Annotated in this window: 16 protein-coding genes and 1 pseudogene; 9 read left to right on the top strand and 8 right to left on the bottom strand. The window is 69.5% G+C overall.

Features of this window, described 5'->3' with window-relative positions:
• Positions 1-78: 78 nt before the first annotated feature.
• Positions 79-1,227, top strand: a complete 1,149-nt coding sequence (locus GSY69_RS09420) for an N-acetylmuramoyl-L-alanine amidase (RefSeq protein WP_160953604.1) — start codon at positions 79-81, stop codon at positions 1,225-1,227.
• A 1,715-nt stretch (positions 1,228-2,942) separates the two neighbouring features.
• On the opposite strand, the gene GSY69_RS09415 is transcribed toward GSY69_RS09420, so the two are convergent.
• The 8 genes from GSY69_RS09415 to rpmH form a co-directional block, all read right to left on the bottom strand.
• Positions 2,943-4,277: a ParB/RepB/Spo0J family partition protein gene (locus tag GSY69_RS09415; protein ID WP_160953603.1), complete on the bottom strand. Its 1,335-nt coding sequence runs from the start codon at positions 4,275-4,277 to the stop codon at positions 2,943-2,945.
• Positions 4,270-5,169, bottom strand: a complete 900-nt coding sequence (locus tag GSY69_RS09410) for a ParA family protein (RefSeq protein WP_160953602.1) — start codon at positions 5,167-5,169, stop codon at positions 4,270-4,272. The genes GSY69_RS09415 and GSY69_RS09410 overlap by 8 nt, the downstream gene beginning before the upstream one ends.
• Before the next feature lie 92 nt (positions 5,170-5,261).
• A complete protein-coding gene (gene rsmG, locus GSY69_RS09405; protein ID WP_160953601.1) occupies positions 5,262-5,900 on the bottom strand; it encodes a 16S rRNA (guanine(527)-N(7))-methyltransferase RsmG in 639 nt (212 codons plus the stop codon).
• A gap of 7 nt (positions 5,901-5,907) precedes the next feature.
• On the bottom strand, positions 5,908-6,420 hold the full coding sequence (locus GSY69_RS09400; protein WP_160953600.1) for a Jag family protein: 513 nt from the start codon (positions 6,418-6,420) through the stop codon (positions 5,908-5,910).
• A 7-nt stretch (positions 6,421-6,427) separates the two neighbouring features.
• The gene (gene yidC / locus GSY69_RS09395) at positions 6,428-7,381 is read right to left on the bottom strand and encodes a membrane protein insertase YidC (protein WP_160953599.1); all 954 of its coding nucleotides are present in this window, start codon (positions 7,379-7,381) and stop codon (positions 6,428-6,430) included.
• A 36-nt stretch (positions 7,382-7,417) separates the two neighbouring features.
• Complete coding sequence (gene yidD, locus GSY69_RS09390) at positions 7,418-7,813, bottom strand: membrane protein insertion efficiency factor YidD (protein ID WP_202410984.1); 396 nt, start codon at positions 7,811-7,813, stop codon at positions 7,418-7,420.
• A complete protein-coding gene (gene rnpA / locus GSY69_RS09385; protein ID WP_160953598.1) occupies positions 7,810-8,169 on the bottom strand; it encodes a ribonuclease P protein component in 360 nt (119 codons plus the stop codon). The genes yidD and rnpA overlap by 4 nt, the downstream gene beginning before the upstream one ends.
• Positions 8,170-8,171: 2 nt before the next feature.
• Positions 8,172-8,309, bottom strand: coding sequence for a 50S ribosomal protein L34 (gene rpmH, locus GSY69_RS14670; protein WP_160953597.1), 138 nt, complete (start codon positions 8,307-8,309; stop codon positions 8,172-8,174).
• Positions 8,310-8,761: 452 nt separating this feature from the next.
• Here rpmH and dnaA point away from each other — a divergent pair, with 452 nt between their 5' ends.
• From dnaA to GSY69_RS09340, 8 genes and pseudogenes are all read left to right on the top strand, one after another.
• Positions 8,762-10,267 (top strand): chromosomal replication initiator protein DnaA, encoded by a 1,506-nt coding sequence (gene dnaA, locus GSY69_RS09375; protein WP_407925020.1) that lies wholly within the window; start codon positions 8,762-8,764, stop codon positions 10,265-10,267.
• A 553-nt stretch (positions 10,268-10,820) separates the two neighbouring features.
• Complete coding sequence (gene dnaN / locus GSY69_RS09370) at positions 10,821-11,960, top strand: DNA polymerase III subunit beta (protein ID WP_328698826.1); 1,140 nt, start codon at positions 10,821-10,823, stop codon at positions 11,958-11,960.
• A complete protein-coding gene (gene recF, locus GSY69_RS09365; protein ID WP_160953595.1) occupies positions 11,960-13,108 on the top strand; it encodes a DNA replication/repair protein RecF in 1,149 nt (382 codons plus the stop codon). Before dnaN ends, recF begins: the two co-directional genes overlap by 1 nt.
• The gene (locus GSY69_RS09360; protein WP_160953594.1) at positions 13,101-13,610 is read left to right on the top strand and encodes a DUF721 domain-containing protein; all 510 of its coding nucleotides are present in this window, start codon (positions 13,101-13,103) and stop codon (positions 13,608-13,610) included. The genes recF and GSY69_RS09360 overlap by 8 nt, the downstream gene beginning before the upstream one ends.
• A 17-nt stretch (positions 13,611-13,627) precedes the next feature.
• Positions 13,628-14,341 carry a M50 family metallopeptidase gene (locus GSY69_RS09355; protein WP_160953593.1) on the top strand — a complete coding sequence of 238 codons (714 nt, stop codon included), beginning with the start codon at positions 13,628-13,630 and terminating at the stop codon, positions 14,339-14,341.
• A gap of 190 nt (positions 14,342-14,531) precedes the next feature.
• On the top strand, positions 14,532-16,526 hold the full coding sequence (gyrB, locus tag GSY69_RS09350; RefSeq protein WP_160953592.1) for a DNA topoisomerase (ATP-hydrolyzing) subunit B: 1,995 nt from the start codon (positions 14,532-14,534) through the stop codon (positions 16,524-16,526).
• Positions 16,527-16,629: 103 nt separating this feature from the next.
• Positions 16,630-19,350: a DNA gyrase subunit A gene (gyrA, locus tag GSY69_RS09345; RefSeq protein WP_407925019.1), complete on the top strand. Its 2,721-nt coding sequence runs from the start codon at positions 16,630-16,632 to the stop codon at positions 19,348-19,350.
• A pseudogene (locus tag GSY69_RS09340) lies at positions 19,347-20,066 on the top strand (hypothetical protein); the annotation flags it as partial. The gene gyrA and the pseudogene GSY69_RS09340, both read left to right, overlap by 4 nt.

Genomic DNA, 20,066 nt, shown 5'->3' with positions numbered 1-20,066 from the left:
GGGCGAACAGGGCGTCTGCGCTAGAATCGTCGGACGCCCTGTTCGCGTTCCACGCCGTCTACAGAACATGATCTCCCTATGCCCACCTCCCTGTTCCCCACCCTGCGCCGAGGGGATTCGCACCCCGTTCTGCAGGTGACGAAGTCCCAGCTCGCGCGGCTCGGGCTTCCCGTGGGCGACGCGGAATCCGATGAATTCGATCGTACGTTCGATTCTGCGATCCGTGAGTTCCAGCAGCAGCGCGGCATCGTCTGCGACGGCGTTCTGGGGCCGGAGACCTTCAGCCAGGTCGAGCTCGCGCGCTTTCGGCTCGGCGACCGGGTGCTCAGCTTCGACCCCGTGCGCCCCATGCGCGGGGACGACGTGGCCGAGCTGCAGATGCGCTTGAGCCGACTGGGCATGTACACCGAGCGACTGGACTTCATCTTCGGTCCGCAGACCGATGCGGCGGTGCGCGATGCCCAGCAGAATCTCGGCATCCAGCCCGACGGCATCGTCGGCCCCGCTACCCTCCACGCGCTCTCCGGAGTGGTGCGCAGCGGCAGCGCGGGCACGGTCTTCGCCCTGCGCGAGCGCGTCCGCCTCACGGCGACCGGCGCCTCGCTGGCTGGGCGCGTGTTCGTCATCGAGGCCGGCACCACCCCCCGCGACTTCACCGCGCTTCACCTCTCCCAGGAGCAGGCAGACGCCGAGGCGCGGATCTCGGGAGACATCGCCCGCCGAGTGACCGGTCGGCTCACCGCCCTCGGGGCCGCTGCGATCACCGCGGACGCCCGCTCCGACCCCCGCCTGGGCGACGAGCTGGGAGCCGCTGCCGTCGTGAGCATCACCCAGGACCACAGCCCCTCCCCCGTCGCCAACGGCGTCGCCACCTATTACTTCGGCAATTCCGTCCGCGAGCAGGGCCTCTCCCCCACAGGCCGGAGGCTCAGCTCCTTCATCCAGCGCGAGCTCACAGCCCGCACCGGCTTCACCGACTGCCGTGCCCACGCCGCGAGCTGGGATTCCCTCAGCGTCCTGCGCACGCCCAAGGTCCACGTGGTCGCGGGCTATCTCAGCAACGCCGAGGATGCACGACGACTGGCCGATGACACCGTCCGGGACAGCATGGCGGAGGCGATCGTCGTCGCACTCCAGCGCCTCTACCTGCAGGGCGAAGCCGATCCGGAAACCGGTACCCTCTCCGTCACGGCAATCGCGGAGGCGACGGGGAAGACTCACCCGTAGGCCAGCTCCGCCCGTTCGCTCGGCGCTCTTTGTGCCCGTGTTTCACGTGAAACATGATGGGTGCAATCCCGACGAGCTTGCCGGACTGAGCGACCGGGCCGGGTCGGGCAACGCAGTCTGGTTGCCCAACTTAGTCGGTCTGGGAGACCTGATCGAACTAGAGGACCTGAACGACCTAGTCAACCTATTGCACCAGCCGTCCGCACCGGACCCGTGCTACGACCGTAGGCATCGCGTCTGCCCGCCGTTGGACCGGAGCAAATCCCTGTTGGCAGTTGCGTCCTCAGTGTCCACCACAAGTCGGAATGACGCGCCCGCCCGAGCAGCTCATGGTGCACCCTCAACCGTGATGCCCCAAGCTGCTTCGTGACACCAGGCCGCCGACACAGGGCCCCTCGCGACGGGCTCCGGTCGTCCGATCCCAAGCACCCAACCCAGGCACCGAACCAACTGGGATGGTCCCCTGTGTGAAACCTTCCCCCTAGTGACGTTTCACGTGAAACAGCCCGATCTACGCGGGCGGAACCTCATCGCTCTCCCGCAGCTCCAGCGGGAAACCGCATACCCTGCAGCCAGAAACGGCTGCACAGCCGTAGGAATGAGATAGGACACCTCAAACCCGAGTCGCTGTCGGAAAGTGAACATGTTAACTGCGGCCACAACAGGCATCCCGACTCGAAGTCTGGACATGACGCGAAGTCAGAATCCCTATCCTGGGCTTGCAAACAACCTGCCCGGACGTTTCACGTGAAACTTACGTTCCCCAATGAGCAGACCCGCGGCGTTTCAGTCGCCTCGCACCGTCGCACGTCGCGAGACCACCGCACCAGCCACATTCGACGTACCGCTCCTGTGCGCAACGAACACAATTCCGTTTCACGTGAAACATGTACGTGTGGCGAACTACCACCGGGGCCGTGACCGGGCAAAGCCTATCCACCACAGACCCGCACGAGCGGGCCCAGGGATATTGGAGGGGAGGGGCGCTCATGGGGTCGAACAGCGTCAACGTCAACCCGGACCGCCTGACGAAACCACCATGGAAAAGTGGTGGCTCCCAGTAAGACGCCACGCTCGGGAGAAAGAGCAATGTAGACGGAGCACGTCGCCATCACCCTTGGCCGACGGTGCTACGGCGGATACGCACCGCCCCGGTCGTGTTCCCGCCGTTGCGCTCGACTGCGAGCTCAGGCCCTCGAGACTGCCGCCGACGAACAGCGTCGACGCGTGGGGGAGGGGCATCACGTGAAACAACGCGAGTTGCCCGATACCGTTGCTTCCTGCAACAACGTGCCTCAGAACACGCGTGGGGATCACCTTTGCACGACGCAGGCCCCGCCAACAACGCACAGAATCCGGCGGCAGCGCCACGGGTGGCGGCGGAACAACACGCGGCGAGCGGAACGCGGAGGAAACGAATGTAATACGACCATCATAATTATAGACTTCGCTGAAATACACGTACTATCAGTTTCGTCACCCGCGAGATAAAACTGCCGCAACCATGCATGCCTCCATCGGGTCAATGTTTCACGTGAAACCTGCGCAGACCTGGTATCAACATTCGCCCGGTTCACCAGGATTGCACAGCGGGGCACGCGGCACACCGTAACCGCAACCAATGAACATCCGCTGTTTCCCCGGCGTAGGGCCGCAGCGATCCGACGTGCAGAAGTCCCGCGGGCGCAGCACCCGAGGTACGGGCACGCTCGCGCTCACTCGGAGCGCTGGACTCCCATTGCACCGAGGATGCGCTCGAGGTCCTCCGCATTGGCGAACTCGACGCTGATCTTGCCCTTGCGCTTGCCCATCGTGATGGCGACCCGGGTGTCCAGTCGGTCGCCGATGGAGCGAGCAACCTCGGCAAGCTCGGGGGAGACCTGTCCGGCGGCGCGTGATGCCCGCGGCTTCTCGCCGCGGTTGAGCAGCACGACGGCCTCCTCCGTGGCGCGGACCGACAGTCCCTCGGCCACCACCCGCTGGGCAAGGACCTCCATCTGCCCCGAGTCGTTGAGGCCCAGGATCGCGCGCGCATGGCCCTGCGAGATCACACCGGCCGCGACACGGCGCTGCACAAGCGCCGGCAGCCGCAGCAGCCGCAGGGTGTTGGTGATCTGGGGGCGCGAGCGTCCGATCCGTTCGGACAGCTCCTCCTGCGTGCAGGAGAAGTCGTCGAGCAGCTGCTGATACGCTGCCGCCTCCTCCAGGGGATTGAGGTCGGCGCGGTGCAGGTTCTCCAGCAGCGCGTCCCGCAGCAGGTCGTCATCGCGCACGTCGCGGATGATCGCCGGGATCTCGCTCAACCCGGCTTCCTGGCTGGCCCGGAACCGGCGCTCGCCCATGATGAGCTCGTACTGCGGCTGCCGGGCGTCGACCACGCGCACGACGATCGGCTGGAGAACACCCACCTCGCGGATCGAATGGACGAGCTCGGCGAGCGCGTCCTCATCGAAGATCGTGCGCGGCTGCCGGGGATTGGCCCGGATCTGGCCGACCGGAAGCATGCCGAACGCCGTGCCCGGTACGGAGCGCAGCTCGGGGGAGTGGTCCATCGAATCGCCACCGGGCTCCCCGGCATCGGCTGTCGGGTGCGCCTCCGCCTGCTGCTGCTCATGGACGAGCTTGTCCGCCGCGGTTCCGCGTTTGGCCGCGGGAGACGCCCCACCGGACTGCGTACCGGCACCCGCCCCGGACGTACGACCGCGTGCGCCTTCTGACGACCCCGATCGCTTCCCGGATCCCGCACCCCCCACCGCGGAGGCGGTGCCATCGGCAGCACCGGCTCCGGCATCGGCCTCGGCATCCTTCTGAGCCGCTGCCTTGGCCTGAGCCGCACCGCGGGGCGCCTTCTTGCCGGCGCTCTTCTTCGCCGCGGCGCGCCGCATGCCCTCCGAGGGGTCGCGCCTGGCGGCCCGCTGGGCGGGCTTCGCCTCGTCCGCCGCGTCGCGACCGGCGTCGGGGAAGAACACGTCCACGGGGCGCTCATCGGTGACGATATCGGGGATGAGGGCGCCGATGCCCCGGCCCAGTCCGCGCTTGCGCTCAGCCATTGTCTGCCACTCCTCGGGCTGCGATTTCCTCGGCCGCCTCACGGTATGACAGCGCACCGGACGACGAGGGCTCATAGGTGATGACGGTCTGCCGGTAGCTGGGAGCCTCGGAGATCCGCACGGAACGGGGGATGGCCACGCGCAGCACCTGCTCGGGGAAGTGCGCGCGCACATCGTTGGCGACCTCCGCACTAAGATTCGTACGCCCGTCGTACATCGTGAGCAGAATCGTCGAGATGCTGAGGTCGGGGTTGAGGTGCTTCTGGATGAGCTGGATGTTCTTGAGCAGCTGGCTCAGCCCCTCGAGCGCGTAGTACTCACACTGGATGGGGATGAGCACCTCGTTCGCGGCGACGAACGCATTGACCGTCAGCAGCCCCAGGCTGGGCGGGCAGTCGATGAGCACGTAGTCCACACGCGAGCCCTCGGACTCGCGGAGGGCGAGGTACTCCTCGAGGGCGCGCGCCAGGCGCTGCTCGCGCGCCACGAGCGAGACGAGCTCGATCTCCGCCCCGGCGAGGTCAATGGTGGCGGGCACGCACAGCAGGTGATCGAGGTCCGGGCACGGCGCCACGGTGTCCGCCATAGCGGCGTCCTCGATGATGACGTCGTAGACGCTCGCCACCTCCGTCGAGTGGTCGATGCCCAGTGCCGTGCTCGCATTGCCCTGCGGATCGATGTCGATGACGAGGACTTCGAGGCCCTGCTTCGCCAGCGCGGCCGCGATGTTGACGGTGGTCGTCGTCTTGCCGACGCCGCCCTTCTGGTTCGCGATCGTGAAGATGTGCGTCCGATCCGGCCGGGGGAAGGTGGTCGTCGCCAGGCGCTCCGCCCGCCGGTTGTCGCGCGCGATCGCGGCGCCCAGCGGAGTCGACTCGTCCATGATCGGCATGTGCACTCCGTCCTTGTGTGAACCGGAACGCGTCCGGGATTCCGAAGCCTGCTCCGGCTCTGCGATTCTACCGAACGGCACCGACGCGGCCCTCAGGGCCGCACGACCTCCACGACCCGAGTGGGCGTCTCGACGAGCGGGCTGCTCAGGGTATGCAGGACGGCGGGGGAGAGGCGCAGCCGGCGAATCGCCTTCGCCGCCTCGGCCATCTCCTGCTGCGCGCGCTCGCCCTTGAGCGCCAGCAGCCTGCCGTCCGGAGCCAGGACGGGCGCGCACCACTCGACGAGGACCTTGAGCGCCTTGACGGCTCGCGCCGTCACCGCCGTGAACACCTCGTCATCGGCGAGGTCCTCGACGCGCCCACGCACGATGCGCACGTTCTCCAGGCCGAGGTCGTGAACGACCATCGTCAGCCAGTCCACGCGCCGCTCCATGGGCTCGATGAGCGCAAACGATGCCTCGGGGACCATGAGCGCCAGGGGAATTCCCGGCAGGCCCGCGCCGGAGCCCACATCGCCCACATCGTCGCCCGGGCTGAGCAGTTCGGCGGCCAGTGCGCTGTTGAGGATGTGCCGGGACCACAGCCGTGGCACCTCGCGCGGGCCGATGAGGCCCCACTCGACGCCCGTCGTCGCCAGGTGGTGGGCGTAGCGCTCGGCGAGTCCGGCGCGCGCGCCGAAGAGCTCGAGAGCGCCCGCGGGCGGCACGGCGGGGGACTCGGCGGCTTCCATCCTGGGCTCAGGCCGGGCGGATGACGACGTGGCGGCCGTCGCCCTCGCCCTCGGACTCGGAGACGAGCCCGGCCTTGGCGACCTGGTCGTGGACGACCTTGCGCTCGAACGAGTTCATCGGCGCCATCGCCTCGGCCTCGCCGGTCTCCTGCACGCGCTCGATCGCACGATCGGCCTGCGCGGCCAGATCGTCGCGCCGGCGGCTGCGGAAGCCGTCGATGTCGAGCATGAGCCACGAGCGCTGGCCGGTTGAAGTCTGCACGGCCAGGCGCGTGAGCTCCTGCAGCGCCGAGAGCACGCGGCCGTCGCGGCCCACGAGGTCGTCGAGGCCGCCGGCCTCGTCGTCGTCGCAGACGATGGCGACCTGGGCGCGGCCGTCGACGACGTCGATGTCGATGTCGCCGTCGAGATCGGCGAGGTCGAGGAACTCCTCGAGGTAGTCCGCCGCGATATCGCCCTCTTCTTCGAGCAGCTGCGCCCGGGTGGGCTTCGCGTCCTCCGCGGTGTTCTCTTCAGTCATCGGCGACCTACTTCCTCTTCTTGTTCTTCTGACGGTTCTTGCTCACCGGCTGCTGGCGCTGGCCGCTCGCGGGCTTGGCCTCCTCGGCCATCTCGATGGGCTTGGCACCGGGCAGCGGCTCCTTGCCGCGGCGCGCACGGCGCTCCATCATCTCCTTCTCCGCCTTGGACCCCGGCGCCGGCATGTTCCGGATGACGACGTGCTGCTGGACCATCGTCCAGGTGTTGGAGACCAGCCAGTAGACGAGCACGCCGAGCGGGAAGTAGATGCCGCCGATCGCAAACACCACGGGCATGACGTAGAGCAGCATCTTCTGCTGCTGCATGAACGGGTTGTTCAGCGCCGCCTCGGACATGTTCTTCGTCATCATCTGGCGCTGGGTGAGGAACTGGGTCGCGGCCATGATGATGATGAGCAGCGCCGTGAGCACCTTGACGGCCGCGCCGTCGCTCATGAACGTCGCAGACAGCGGGATGCCGAACACGGAGGAGGCCTCGGCCTGCTGGGCGAGCTCCTGCGTGAGGCCGCCGATGGGCGCCTGCTCGCCGGTCGCGATTGCCGCGGTGGCGCGGATGACGCGGAAGAGCGAGAAGAAGATGGGCAGCTGCACGAGCAGCGGCAGGCACGAGGCGAACGGGTTCGTGCCGTGCTTCTTGAACAGCGCCTGCTGCTCCTCGGCCATCTGCTGGCGCGAGAACTGGTCCTTCTTGCCCTTGTACTTCGCCTGCAGCCGCTGGATGTCCGGCTGCAGCAGCTGCATCTTGCGCTGCGCCTTGATCTGGTAGACGAACAGGGGGATGAGCAGGGCGCGCACCACCACGGTGAGCAGGGCGATCGAGGCCACCCAGGTCCAGCCGCCGTCGGCGGGCATGCCGATCGAGGTGAGCACCTGGTGGAAGAAGGTGAGGATCCACGCCACCACCCACTCGAGCGGCAGCAGCAGCTTTCCTAGCCAGTCCATTCGACATCTCCTCGAGCCGTGACTGTGCCAGGGCCCTTAAGCATTGGGTACTCGGTCTATTGTGCCATTGCCAGCGGTGCGATCCCGCCCGTGCAGGGCGGCGCTGCGGCGGGCCAGGACGGACCCGCTCACATAGTCCACGCCGCCCCGGCTGAAGGGATTGCAGCGCAGCAGCCGCCACGCGGTCAGCGCGGTGCCCGCAATCGCCCCCTTGGCCTCATAGGCGTCGAGCGCGTACTTCGAGCAGCTCGGGTAGTAGCGGCACACGCGCCCGTAGAGCGGGGAGACCAGCAGCCGATAGGCCCGCATGAACCAGACGAACGGCATCCGGGGCGCGAGGAGCAGCGCGTGTCCAATCCTGGCCCACGCCCCGTGCGGCCACGCCGGCAGCGATGACGGCGTGTCCTCCTCGCGGGTCTTCGCGGCCCTCATCGGCCCTCCGCTCGGCCGGCGAGCTTGCGCTGCGCCTCCGGCAGCACCCGATCGAGGGCCGCCTCGAGAGCGCCGAAATCCGCCGCGGCTGCCGCCGGCAGCGCCCGCACGACGTAGAGGCCGGGGGCCAGCGCGCCCAGCCGGGCGCGCATGATCTCGCGCAGCCGGCGCTTCACGCGGTTGCGGACCACGGCGTTGCCCACGGCCTTGGAGACGACGAATCCCACGCGCACGGCGTGGGATCGGTCGGCCTTCGCGGCGTGGAGGACCAGAACGCGGGAGCCTGCCCTGACCCCGGAGCGGAATGCGCGCCGGAAGTCGTCGGCCGACCTCACCCGGTTCTGGACCGGCAGCACGGTCAGGCAGAGATGTTGGTGCGGCCCTTGCGGCGGCGGGCGGCGAGGATGCTGCGGCCGGCACGGGTGCGCATGCGCAGGCGGAAGCCGTGCGTCTTGGCGCGCTTGCGGTTATTGGGCTGGAACGTACGCTTGCTCACTTGGGTCTCTCCGGTCGGTTCGTCGGGTGCAGCGCTCGTGCGCTCTGGGACGTGCGCGCAGCGGATCCCACCCGGGGGTGTGAGGATCCGACTCGCGCTCCTGCGCCTCGAGGCCAAGGGGAAGTCGCACACACCAGCGGGCCCGCAACACAGGACACTCCACTTTAGGCGGCGCCGGGGCGGCCGGTCAATTCCCTCACCGCACCCGTGAGGGGCACCACACGGGGCGCACGGGGCCGTCTCCGGGCGTCCACACGTTATTCACAGTCCCGGGTGAACAGCCCGGTCCACAACTCACACGGGTGTGATTTCCACATGTTTGTCCACCAATGTGGATGAATCCGGGGCTGCGGGAGAAGCGCTCCACAAACTGTGGAAAACTGTGTGGAACGAAAGCGCGGGTCTGTCCACACCGGAGGGGCCCCACGGATGCACACCTGCAGGAGGACGACGTGAGCGAGGACTCGGACCGCGGCGAATTGGCGGAGACCTGGGAGCAGGTGCTGGCCAACCTCCTCGGGGACTCCGGCATCACCCGAGGCCAGAAGGGATTCCTCAGCCTGGCCGAGCCCAAGGCCCTCGTCCAGGGTCAGCTCGTCGTCCTCTCCGTGCCCAATGAGCTCACGCGCAACACGATCGAGACCCAGCTGCGCGAGCCCCTCGCCCGCGAGTTCTCCGCAGCGCTCGGCCACGACGTCGCCTTCGCCATCGCCGTCGAGGAGCAGTCCGACGTGCCGCCGCCCGCCCGCACCCAGGCCTCGGCCGCTCCCGAGGCGCCGCCGCAGTCCCAGCCACAGGCCCAGCCCCAGCCCGCCGCGGGGCCCGCCCCGGATGAGCGGCGCGCCTCGGGCGACGGCGGCCCGGAGGGCCGGGTGCCCGCCATGGCGGGGGCCGACGAGGCGTCCGCGGGTGCCCAGCTCAACCCCAAGTACACGTTCGAGACGTTCGTGATCGGCGCCTCGAACCGCTTCGCCCACGCTGCCGCGTTCGCGGTGGCGGAGGCGCCGGCGAAGGCCTACAACCCCCTCTTCATCTACGGCGACTCCGGCCTGGGCAAGACCCACCTGCTGCACGCGATCGGCCACTATGCCGCGCAGCTGTTCCCCAACATCCGCGTTCGCTACGTCTCCAGCGAGGAGTTCGTCAACGACTTCATCAACACGATCGGCTCGTCGACGACATCGAACTCGCTGCGCCCGGCCTTCCAGCGCCGCTACCGCGAGGTCGACCTGCTCATGATCGACGACATCCAGTTCCTCCAGGGCAAGGATGCCACGGTCGAGGAGTTCTTCCACACGTTCAACGCACTGCACAACGAGCACAAGCAGGTGGTCATCACCTCGGACCAGCCGCCCAAGATGCTCAAGGGCTTCGAGGAGCGGCTCCGCTCGCGCTTTGAGTGGGGCCTGCTCACCGATGTGCAGCCGCCGGACCTCGAGACCCGCATCGCGATTCTGCGCAACAAGGCGAAGGCGGAGTCGCTCGCGGTGCCCGACGACGTGCTCGAGTACATCGCCTCGCGCGTCTCGTCGAACATCCGCGAACTCGAGGGCGCGCTCATCCGGGTGACCGCCTTCGCCAATCTCAACGACCAGGTCATCGACGTGGGGCTCGCCGAGGCCGTGCTCAAGGACTTCATCACCCACGACGACACCCCGGAGATCACGGCCACGGACATCATGGGCCAGACGGCGGCGTACTTCAGCCTCACCCTCGAAGACCTCCAGGGCACCTCCCGCTCGCGCACGCTCACCACCGCGCGGCAGATCGCGATGTACCTGTGCCGCGAGCTCACCGACCTCTCCCTGCCCAAGATCGGCCAGGAGTTCGGCGGGCGCGATCACACGACGGTCATGCACGCGAACAAGAAGATTCGAACCCAGATGGCCGAGCGGCGGGCGCTCTACACCCAGGTCACCGAGCTCACAAACAGGATCAAACAACAGCATCGGCTATGATCCGCCGCGTCCACACGTGTGGACAACCCTGTGGGAAACGGCTCACATCCTGGGTACGGTGAATGAACGCACGGCGTCGCCCCGGTGGACGGGTGTGGAGGCACATCGGTGTAACTCACAATCGTCCCCTGCCCCGGGCGCCGTTCTCCACACGCCGTCCACCGGGCCCGCCGGCCGCTTGGCCGCATGAACACCCGATGACAGCGATGTGATTACACAGCTTCCACAGGTGCTAATACTTCTGCTGTACTCACATGACGAAGAAGAGGGCGCGCCGCACACTGCTCGGCCCGGGGGCTCGTCCGGGCTGCGCACGCGATTCGACTGCGCGCACTCGACCGGGAGCTCGAGGGGCTGATTCGAACATCGGCGCTCACTGCAACGGCACAGTCCATCACGGACGGCGCACTGCGCCAACGGGACACGCCGGGCATCGTGTAAAGTCGGCTGTCGTCGCATGCCCCCAGCTGCCCGCCGCCACGCGCCTGTGCGCTCCGGCGGCCCGGTCCGGTGGCCTGCGCTGCCGCTTGGAAACCTGATGACCAGGAGAGATGTGAACGCCGAAGCCCCTGTGAAGTTCAAGGTCGAGCGCGACGTCCTCGCCGACGCCGTCACCTGGGCGACGAAGTCCCTGCCGCAGCGCCCCGCGGTTCCGGTGCTCACCGGCATCCTCGTCACCGCGCAGGCCGATGGCACGGTCCAGCTCGCGGTCTTCGACTACGAGGTCTCGTCCCGGGCGGAGATCTCCGCCGAGGTCGAGGCCCCCGGCACGTTCCTCGTCTCCGGCAAGCTGCTCGCGGACATCGCCCGCGCGCTGCCGGCCCAGCCCGTCACCCTCGAGCTCAACGGCACGAAGGTCGATCTGACCTGCGGCTCGTCGCGCTTCTCCCTCATGACCATGCCGGTCGAGGACTACCCGAGCCTGCCCACCGTGCCGGACACCACCGGGGTCATCGCGTCCTCGGAGTTCCAGCACGCCGTGTCCCAGGTGGGCATCGCGACGTCGAAGGACGAGACGCTGCCGATCCTCACCGCGGTGCGCGTCGAGATCGAGGGCGACACCGTGACCCTGCTGGCGACCGACCGCTACCGCCTGGCGGTGCGCGAGTTCACGTGGAACCCGCGCCGCCCCGACGTCTCCGCCACGGCCCTGGTGCGCGGGCGCACCCTCGGCGATGCCGCGAAGGCCATGAGCGGCGACGTGGAGATCGCCCTCGCCGAGTCCGGCGGCAAGGACATGTTCGCCTTCAGCGGCAACGGCCGCGTCACCACCTCGCTGCTCGTCGAGGGCGACTACCCGAAGGTGCGCTCGCTCTTCCCCAAGGAGGTCGGGATCACCGCGGTGCTCGAGACCTCGGCGCTGCGCGAGGCCGTGCGGCGCGTCTCCCTCGTCGCGGAGCGCAACACGCCCATCAAGTTCGAGTTCGCAGACGGCTCCCTGGTGCTGCGCGCCGGTGCCGGCGACGACGCCCAGGCCACCGAGGCGCTGCAGGCGCAGATCGAGGGCGAGGACATCACGACGGGCTTCAACCCGCACTTCATCTCCGAGGGCCTCGCGCAGATCGACGCGCCGTTCGTCCGCTTCTCGCTCACCGAGCCCAAGAAGCCGGTCGTCATCACGGGGCAGTCCGCCCCCGACGGCGAGTACGACCCGTCCTACCGCTACCTGCTCATGCCCATCCTCAGGTTCTGATGTGGGTCTCGCGGCTTTCACTGCGTGACTTCCGCTCCTATGCGCTGCTCGACCTGGAGCTCGAGCCGGGGGTGACGGCGTTCGCCGCACCGAACGGGTGGGGCAAGACCAACCTCGTCGAGTCGCTGGGCTACCTGTCCTCGCTGTCCTCGCACCGTGTCTCCCAGGACCTGCCGCTCGTGCGCGCCGGCCGTGAGCAGGCCACCGTCTCCGCACTCGCCCACCGGGGCCGCCGCCAGGTCACCCTGGAGGTCACGGTCCGGGCCCGAGGCGCGAACACGGCGCGCATCAACCGCCAGGGCGTGCGCACCCGCGAGCTGCTGGGCCTGCTGCCGTGCGTCGTCTTCGCTCCCGAGGACCTGGGCCTGGTCAAGGGGGAGCCCGCGGAGCGGCGCGCCTACCTCGACGCCCTCCTCGTCACCGGCGCCCCGCGCTACGCCGCGGTCATCAGCGACTTCGACCGCGCACTGCGCCAGCGCAACGCCCTGCTCAAGTCCCTGCGCGCGCAGCCCGACGAGTCCCTCGAGGCGACGCTGGAGATCTGGGATCGGGCGTTCGCGCAGGCCGCCGCGCAGCTCGTGCTGGGCCGCCGCGCGCTGCTCGAGCGGCTGGCCGCCCCGCTCAGCGCGGACTTCGCGGTGCTGGCCGCCGGTGCCAAGGAGGAGCGGCGCAGCGCCCAGGCCGTCTACGCCTCGCGGATCGACTACGCCGGCGTGGCCGATGCCGCCGCGGCCGAGGAGGTCATCGTCGACGCGCTGGCCCGCCGGCGGCGCCCGGAGATCGAGCGCGGCCTCACCCTCGTGGGCCCGCAGCGCGACGATGTGGAGCTCACGATCGGGGGCGTGCCGGCCAAGGGCTATGCCTCCCACGGCGAGTCCTGGTCGCTGGCGCTCGGCCTGCGCCTCGCGGGCTGGCGCGTGCTCACCGGCGATTCCGACGATCCGGCGGAGCAGCCCGTGCTTGTCCTCGACGATGTCTTCGCGGAGCTCGACGCCGCCCGCCGCGAGCGGCTGGCCGAGCTCGTGGCCCCGGCGGAGCAGGTGCTCATCACGGCCGCCGTCGCCGGGGACATCCCGGCCAACCTGAGCGGACGCGTCGTCGACCTCGACGAGCTGACGGCGGCGCGCGGCGAGGACGGCGATGGCTGAGCCGGCGGGGACGCCCATCGCCGCCCTCGAGGCCCTCGACCGGGTCCGGCGCATGGGCGACGTGGCCGCGGGGCGGTACACGGGCAGCCTGCGCCGGACCGTGCGCAGCATCGCGGAGGTCTCCTATACGGGGGCCGGGGCCGATGCGCGGGACCCGAAGCCGCTGGTCGCCGAGATCCGCACGCTCACCCAGGCGCGGGGCTGGCGCGCGTCGCTGGACGTGGGCGCGCTCATGGGCCGCTGGCCGGAGCTCGTCGGCCAGGACGTCGCGGCGCACTGCGAACCGGAGACGTGCGATCCGCCGGCGCTCGTCGTCCGGGCCTCGTCCACGACCTGGGCCACCCAGCTGCGGCTCATGTCCCAGGCGCTGCTCGACCGGCTCGAGCGCGAGCTGGGGCGGCGGGTCATCGACGAGATCACGATCCTGGGCCCGGCCCAGCGGTCGTGGAAGCACGGGCGGCGCTCGGTGCGCGGGCGCGGACCCAGGGATACCTATGGTTGAGTCGCTAGCCTGAGCGGATGCCGCCGATCCTGGAGCGCATCTGCGCCGCTTCCCTCCAGCCCACCCCGGTCGACGAATCCGCGGCCTTCGCGGTGGGCCTTGCCGCCGTCGTCGCCGCGCTGCTGGTCCTGCCGCGCGCGGTCTGGGCCTACAGCGGGCTCGTCGTCACGGTCGTCCACGAGCTGGGCCACGGGCTCGCCGGGCTGCTCACCGGCCGCCGGGTCGTGGGCATCCGGATCTCCGGCGACCACGCCGGACTCACGACCTCGACGGGCACGCGCGCATCGGCGCCGTTCTCCACGTTCTTCGGGTATCCGGCGCCGGCGATCTACGGCGCCGCACTCGTGGCCGCCGCGCTGTGGGGCAGGGCGGGCACGGCCCTGGCGCTCAGCCTGCTCGTCCTCGTGGTCTCGCTCATCTTCATGCGCGGGGCGCTGACCTGGCTGACGGTGCTCATCGTGCTGGCGCTCGGGATCGGCGCGCTGGGCTGGCTGCCCGGTGCCTGGCTGAGCTCCGTGGTGGGCGGCGTGGGCGCGTACTTCCTCGTGGGCTCCCTGCGCGGCTTCGGCAACGTGCTGCGCGCCCACGCCCGCGGCCGGACGGGCGACAGCGATGCCGCGCTCATGGCCCGCGCGACCGGAGTGCCGGCGGCGGTGTGGCTCCTCCTCATGGCCCTCGTCATCGCGGCCTGCATCGCCGCGGCCGGATGGGCGTTCGCCTCGATCGTGTGAGAGCCGCGCAGGCGCTGTTGCGGGCCTGGCCATGAGATCCCCTACGGCCGAGGCTCCCCGAGCGCCGGAAATCGGCGCCTGCGGGCGGATAGGGGCGAATCCGCGTCCACAGTCACCGCCCGATTGGCGCAATCCGGGCCCCGCGCGCGGTAGAATCGCACAGGCAGGCGCCCACTGAGCAAGGAGACCCATGGCTGTTGATGACAACCCGCACTATGACGCGAGCGATATCACCGTCCTCGAAGGGCTGGAGGCGGTTCGCAAGCGGCCGGGCATGTACATCGGCTCCACCTCGGAGCGCGGCCTCCACCACCTCGTCTACGAGATCGTCGACAACAGCGTCGACGAGGCGCTGGCCGGCTACGCCTCCCACATCCGGGTGACGCTGCTGGCCGACGGCGGAGTGCGCGTCGTCGACGACGGCCGCGGCATCCCGGTGGGCCTCCACCCCTCGGAGGGCGTCTCCACCCTCCAGGTGGTGCTCACCATCCTCCACGCCGGCGGCAAGTTCGGCGGCGGCGGCTACGCGGTCTCCGGCGGCCTGCACGGCGTGGGCTCCTCGGTCGTCAACGCCCTGTCCTCCCGGCTCTTCGCGGAGGTGCACACGGAGGGCAGCGTCTGGACGCAGGACTATGTGCGCGGCGTGCCGACGGCGGAGGTCGCCCAGGGCGAGCCCGTGTCCGATACCGGGACGACCATCACGTTCTGGCCGGACGAGGAGATCTTCGAGACGGTCGCCTTCAGCTATGAGACGGTGCGCGCCCGCCTGCAGCAGACCGCGTTCCTCAACAAGGGCCTCACGCTCACCCTGCGCGACGAGCGCCGCCCGGAGGTCAACGACGACGACGTCCAGCTCCACGACGAGGACGCCGAGTTCAAGCCGCGCGAGGTGACCTACCGCTACGAGAACGGCCTGCTCGACTACGTCGAGTACCTCAACGGGCAGAAGAAGTCCGAGGCGATCAACCCGGACGTCATCGCGTTCGAGTCCGAGGACAAGGACCAGCTCATCGCCCTCGAGGTCGCGATGCAGTGGACCACCGCCTACACGGAGTCCGTCCACTCGTACGCCAATTCGGTGAACACCCACGAGGGCGGTACGCACGAGGAGGGCTTCCGCACCGCGCTGACCAGCCTCATCAATGCCTATGCGCGCGAGCAGAAGCTGCTCAAGGAGAAGGACATCAACCTCACGGGCGACGATGTCCGCGAGGGCCTGACCGCCGTCATCTCGATCAAGCTGGGCGAGCCCCAGTTCGAGGGGCAGACGAAGACGAAGCTCGGCAACTCCGAGGCCAAGACGTTCGTCCAGCGGGTGGTGCGCGATGAGCTGGGCCACTGGATGGAGTCCAACCCCAACCAGGCCAAGGATGTGGTGCGCAAGGCCATCCAGGCCTCGCAGGCCAGGCTCGCCGCCCGCAAGGCGCGCGAGGCGACCCGCCGCAAGGGCCTCCTCGAGACCTCGGGAATGCCGGGCAAGCTGCGCGACTGCCAGTCGAAGAACCCCGCGATCAGCGAGATCTTCATGGTCGAGGGCGATTCCGCCGGTGGCTCCGCCGTCCAGGGCCGGGACCCGGAGACCCAGGCGATCCTGCCCCTGCGCGGCAAGATCCTCAACGTGGAGAAGGCCCGGCTGGACCGGGCGCTGGCCAACAACGAGGTCCAGTCGATGATCACGGCGTTCGGCACCGGGATCGGCGACGAGTTCGACATGTCCCGGCTGCGGTATCACAAGATCATCCTCATGGCCGATGCCGACGTGGACGGCCAGCACATCACGACGCTGCTGCTCACGCTCATCTTCCGCTACATGAAGCCGCTGGTGGAGCAGGGCTACGTGTACCTGGCCAATCCGCCGCTCTACCGCATCAAGTGGACGAACGCGGAGGACCAGTACGCCTACACGGACGCCGAGCGCGACCGGCTGCTGGCCGAGGGCCGCGCCGCCGGGCGCCGGCTGCCCAACCAGCAGGGCATCCAGCGCTACAAGGGCCTGGGCGAGATGAACTACCACGAGCTGTGGGAGACGACGATGAATCCGGACACCCGCCTGCTCAAGCAGGTGGAGTTGGAGGACGCGATCCTCGCCGACGAGATCTTCACCGTCCTCATGGGCGAGGACGTCGACTCCCGCAAGCGCTTCATCCAGGAGAACGCGAAGGACGTGCGCTTCCTCGACGTGTGACCATCCGCCCGCGCCCCCGCCGGGGGAGCGGGCTGCGCGCGCGAGCGCACACTGACCCAGCCGCGCAGGGGCGCGGGACGAACAGCGAAAGGGCGGCACAGGCGTGGCCGACGAGACCGAGAACACCCAGCCCGAGGGCGCGGAACCGCAGGGCGGCGCGGGCGCCGCGGGCGATGTCCTCTCCCGCATCGAGCAGGTGGACCTCAACCTGGAGATGCAGCGCTCCTACCTCGACTACGCGATGAGCGTGATCGTGGGCCGCGCCCTGCCCGACGTGCGCGATGGCCTCAAGCCGGTGCACCGCCGGATCATCTACGCGATGTTCGACGACGGCTACCGGCCGGACCGCAACTTCTCCAAGTGCGCGCGCGTCGTGGGCGACGTCATGGGCCAGTATCACCCCCACGGTGACTCCGCGATCTACGATGCGCTGGTCCGCCTCGTCCAGCCGTGGGTGCTGCGCTATCCGCTCGTGGCCGGGCAGGGCAACTTCGGCTCCGCCGGCGACGACGGCGCGGCGGCCCCCCGCTACACCGAGTGCCGCATGGCCCCGCTGGCCATGGAGATGGTCCGCGATATCGAAGAGGACACGGTCGACTTCCAGGAGAACTACGACGGGCGCAACCTCGAGCCCGTCTACCTCCCCTCGCGCATCCCCAACCTGCTGGCCAACGGCTCCGCCGGCATCGCCGTGGGCATGGCGACGAACATCCCGCCGCACAACCTGCGCGAGCTCGCCGCCGGCGCTCAGTGGTTGCTCTCCCATCCCGAGGCGAGCCGCGAGGAGGCGCTCGACGCGCTCATCGGCCTCGTCAAGGGCCCCGACTTCCCGGGCGGGGCGACGATCCTCGGCCACTCCGGGATCGAGGACGCCTACCGGACCGGGCGCGGCTCGATCACCCAGCGCGCCGTCGTGGAGGTCGAGGAGATCCAGGGGCGCACCTGCCTGGTCGTCACCGAGCTGCCCTACATGGTCAACCCGGACACGCTGGCCACGAAGATCGCCTCCTACGTCAAGGACGGCAAGGTCGCCGGCATCGCCGACCTGCGCGACGAGTCCTCCGGCCGCACCGGCCAGCGCCTCGTCATCGTCCTCAAGCGCGACGCCGTGGCGAAGGTGGTGCTCAACAACCTCTACAAGCACACCTCGCTGCAGGAGAACTTCTCCGCGAACATGCTCGCGCTCGTGGACAACGTGCCGCGCACGCTCTCCCTCGACGCGTTCCTGCGCCTGTGGGTCAAGCACCAGATCACCGTCATCGTGCGCCGCACCCGCTACCGCCTGCGCAAGGCCGAGGAGCGCGCCCACATCCTGCGCGGCTACCTCAAGGCGCTCTCCGCCCTCGATGCGGTCATCGCCCTCATCCGGCGCTCGCCCAGCTCCGAGGAGGCCCGCACCGGCCTCATGGAGCTGCTCGAGGTCGACGAGATCCAGGCCAACGCGATCCTCGACCTGCAGCTGCGCCGCCTCGCGGCCCTTGAGAGGCAGAAGATCGAGGAGGAGGCCGCGCGGATCGAGCAGCTCATCAAGGAGTACAACGCGATCCTCGCCAGCGAGGACCGCCAGCGTGAGACCGTCTCCGAGGAACTGGCCGAGATCGTCGACCGCTACGGCGATGACCGCCGCACGAAGATCCTCGCCGGCTTCGACGGCGATGTGTCGATGGAGGACCTCATCCCGGAGGAGGAGGTCGTCGTCACGATCACCCGCGGGGGGTACGCCAAGCGCACCCAGTCCGCGCTCTACCGCGCCCAGCACCGGGGCGGCAAGGGCATCACGGGCGCCAAGCTGCGCGGGGACGACGTCGTCGACCACTTCTTCGTCACCTCGACGCACAACTGGCTGCTGTTCTTCACGAACACGGGGCGCGTCTACCGCGCGAAGGCCTACGAGCTGCCGGAGGGCTCGCGCGATGCGAAGGGCCAGCACGTGGCGAACCTGCTCGCGCTGCAGCCGGGCGAGACGATCGCCCAGGTGCTCTCCACCCGCGACTACGAGGCCGCCGACTACCTGGTGCTCGCCACCCGCTCGGGGCTCGTGAAGAAGACGCGCCTGTCCGAGTACGACTCGAACCGCACGGGCGGCGTCATCGCGATCAACCTGCGCGAGGACGAGCAGGGCCGGGCCGACGAGCTCGTCTCCGCCCGTCTCGTCATGGCCGATGACGACCTGCTGCTCATCTCCCGCAAGGGCATGTCGATCCGCTTCACCGCCGATGACTCGACGATCCGGCCCACCGGCCGCGCGACGTCCGGCGTCACCGGCATGAAGTTCAAGGACGACGACGAGCTGCTCGCCATGGACGTCCTCACGCCGGGCACGTTCGTCTTCGTCGTCACCGAGGGCGGCTACGCCAAGCGGACCCCCGTCGAGGAGTATCGCGTGCAGGGCCGCGGCGGCTACGGAATCAAGGTCGCCAAGGTCACCGAGCAGCGCGGAGACCTGGTGGGCGGCCTCATCGTGGGCGAGGGCGAGCAGGTCCTCGTCGTCATGGAGCGCGGCAAGGTGGTGCGCTCGGCGATCGACGAGGTGCCCGCCAAGGGCCGCAACACCATGGGCGTGGTGTTCGCCAAGCCCGGGAAGAAGGACCGTATCATTGCCGTAACCCGCGGCCCGGAGCAGATCGTCGAGGACGAGGCCGAGACCCCGGTCGACGAGCAGGCGCTTGAGGCGGCGCAGGACGTGGCCTCGGAGGCCGAGGTCGCCGAGGTCCGGGCCGTCGTCGACGAGGGCGCGGCCGAGTCGCCCGATGGGCCCGGTGCGGCGGATGGAACCGACACCCCTGAGGCTGAGGCCGGAAGCGAAGGTGAAGAGCAGCAGTGAGCGACGACGAGCAGAAGCCCGGCAAGGTCCTGCGCACCTCGGCGGGGTCCACGCGACTGACCGCCGGGGGCGCCAAGCCCTCCGACCAGGACACCGAGGGCCCCCGCCCCCAGCGCGAAGGCGAACAGGGCACCGGCGACGGTCCCGCTGCGGGCAAGCCCGGCAAGCCCAAGCGGCCGCAGTACGGCATGCGCGGCTCCCAGGGCACGGAGTCGAAATCGGCGGAGTCGAAATCGGCCGAGGCCAAGCGCGCCGGCGATTCCGAGCCCGCCCCCGCGGCGAAGTCCGCACAGCGGGCCCCCGAGGCACCGGCGGCCGGCGGCCGCGAGGCTGCGGAGGAGGCGGGCGGCAAGTCCGGCAACGCCGACGCACGCACGATCGCGATGCCGGCCGGCAGGCCGGGCGCATCCGAGGCATCGGAATCTGACGGTGGCGCCACTGCGGGCGCCGGCGCCCGCGAGGAGCGGCCAGCGGGTGCCTCGGGAGCGGAGCGCGACGGTGCGAAGAAGGGCCCGGGTGCGCCGCCGAAGAAGCAGGTGCGCATCTCCGGGCCGAACTCGAAGGCCGCGCAGGCCCAGGGATCGCAGACCGCGGTGCAGCCGCGGGTCGACGACGCCCCGGTGCGCGAAGCCGAGCCGCGCGGCTCGCAGCCGAGCGGGGCCACCGGCGCCGCGGCCGCGGGTGCCGGAGCGGGTGCCGCTGTTGGGGCCGGCGCC

This window comes from Brevibacterium rongguiense, from assembly GCF_009857845.1.
In the GTDB taxonomy this organism is placed as follows: Bacteria; Actinomycetota; Actinomycetes; order Actinomycetales; family Brevibacteriaceae; genus Brevibacterium; species Brevibacterium rongguiense.
The sequence above is the reverse complement of the archived record's forward strand: the minus strand, read 5'-3'. Positions and strand labels throughout refer to the sequence as shown.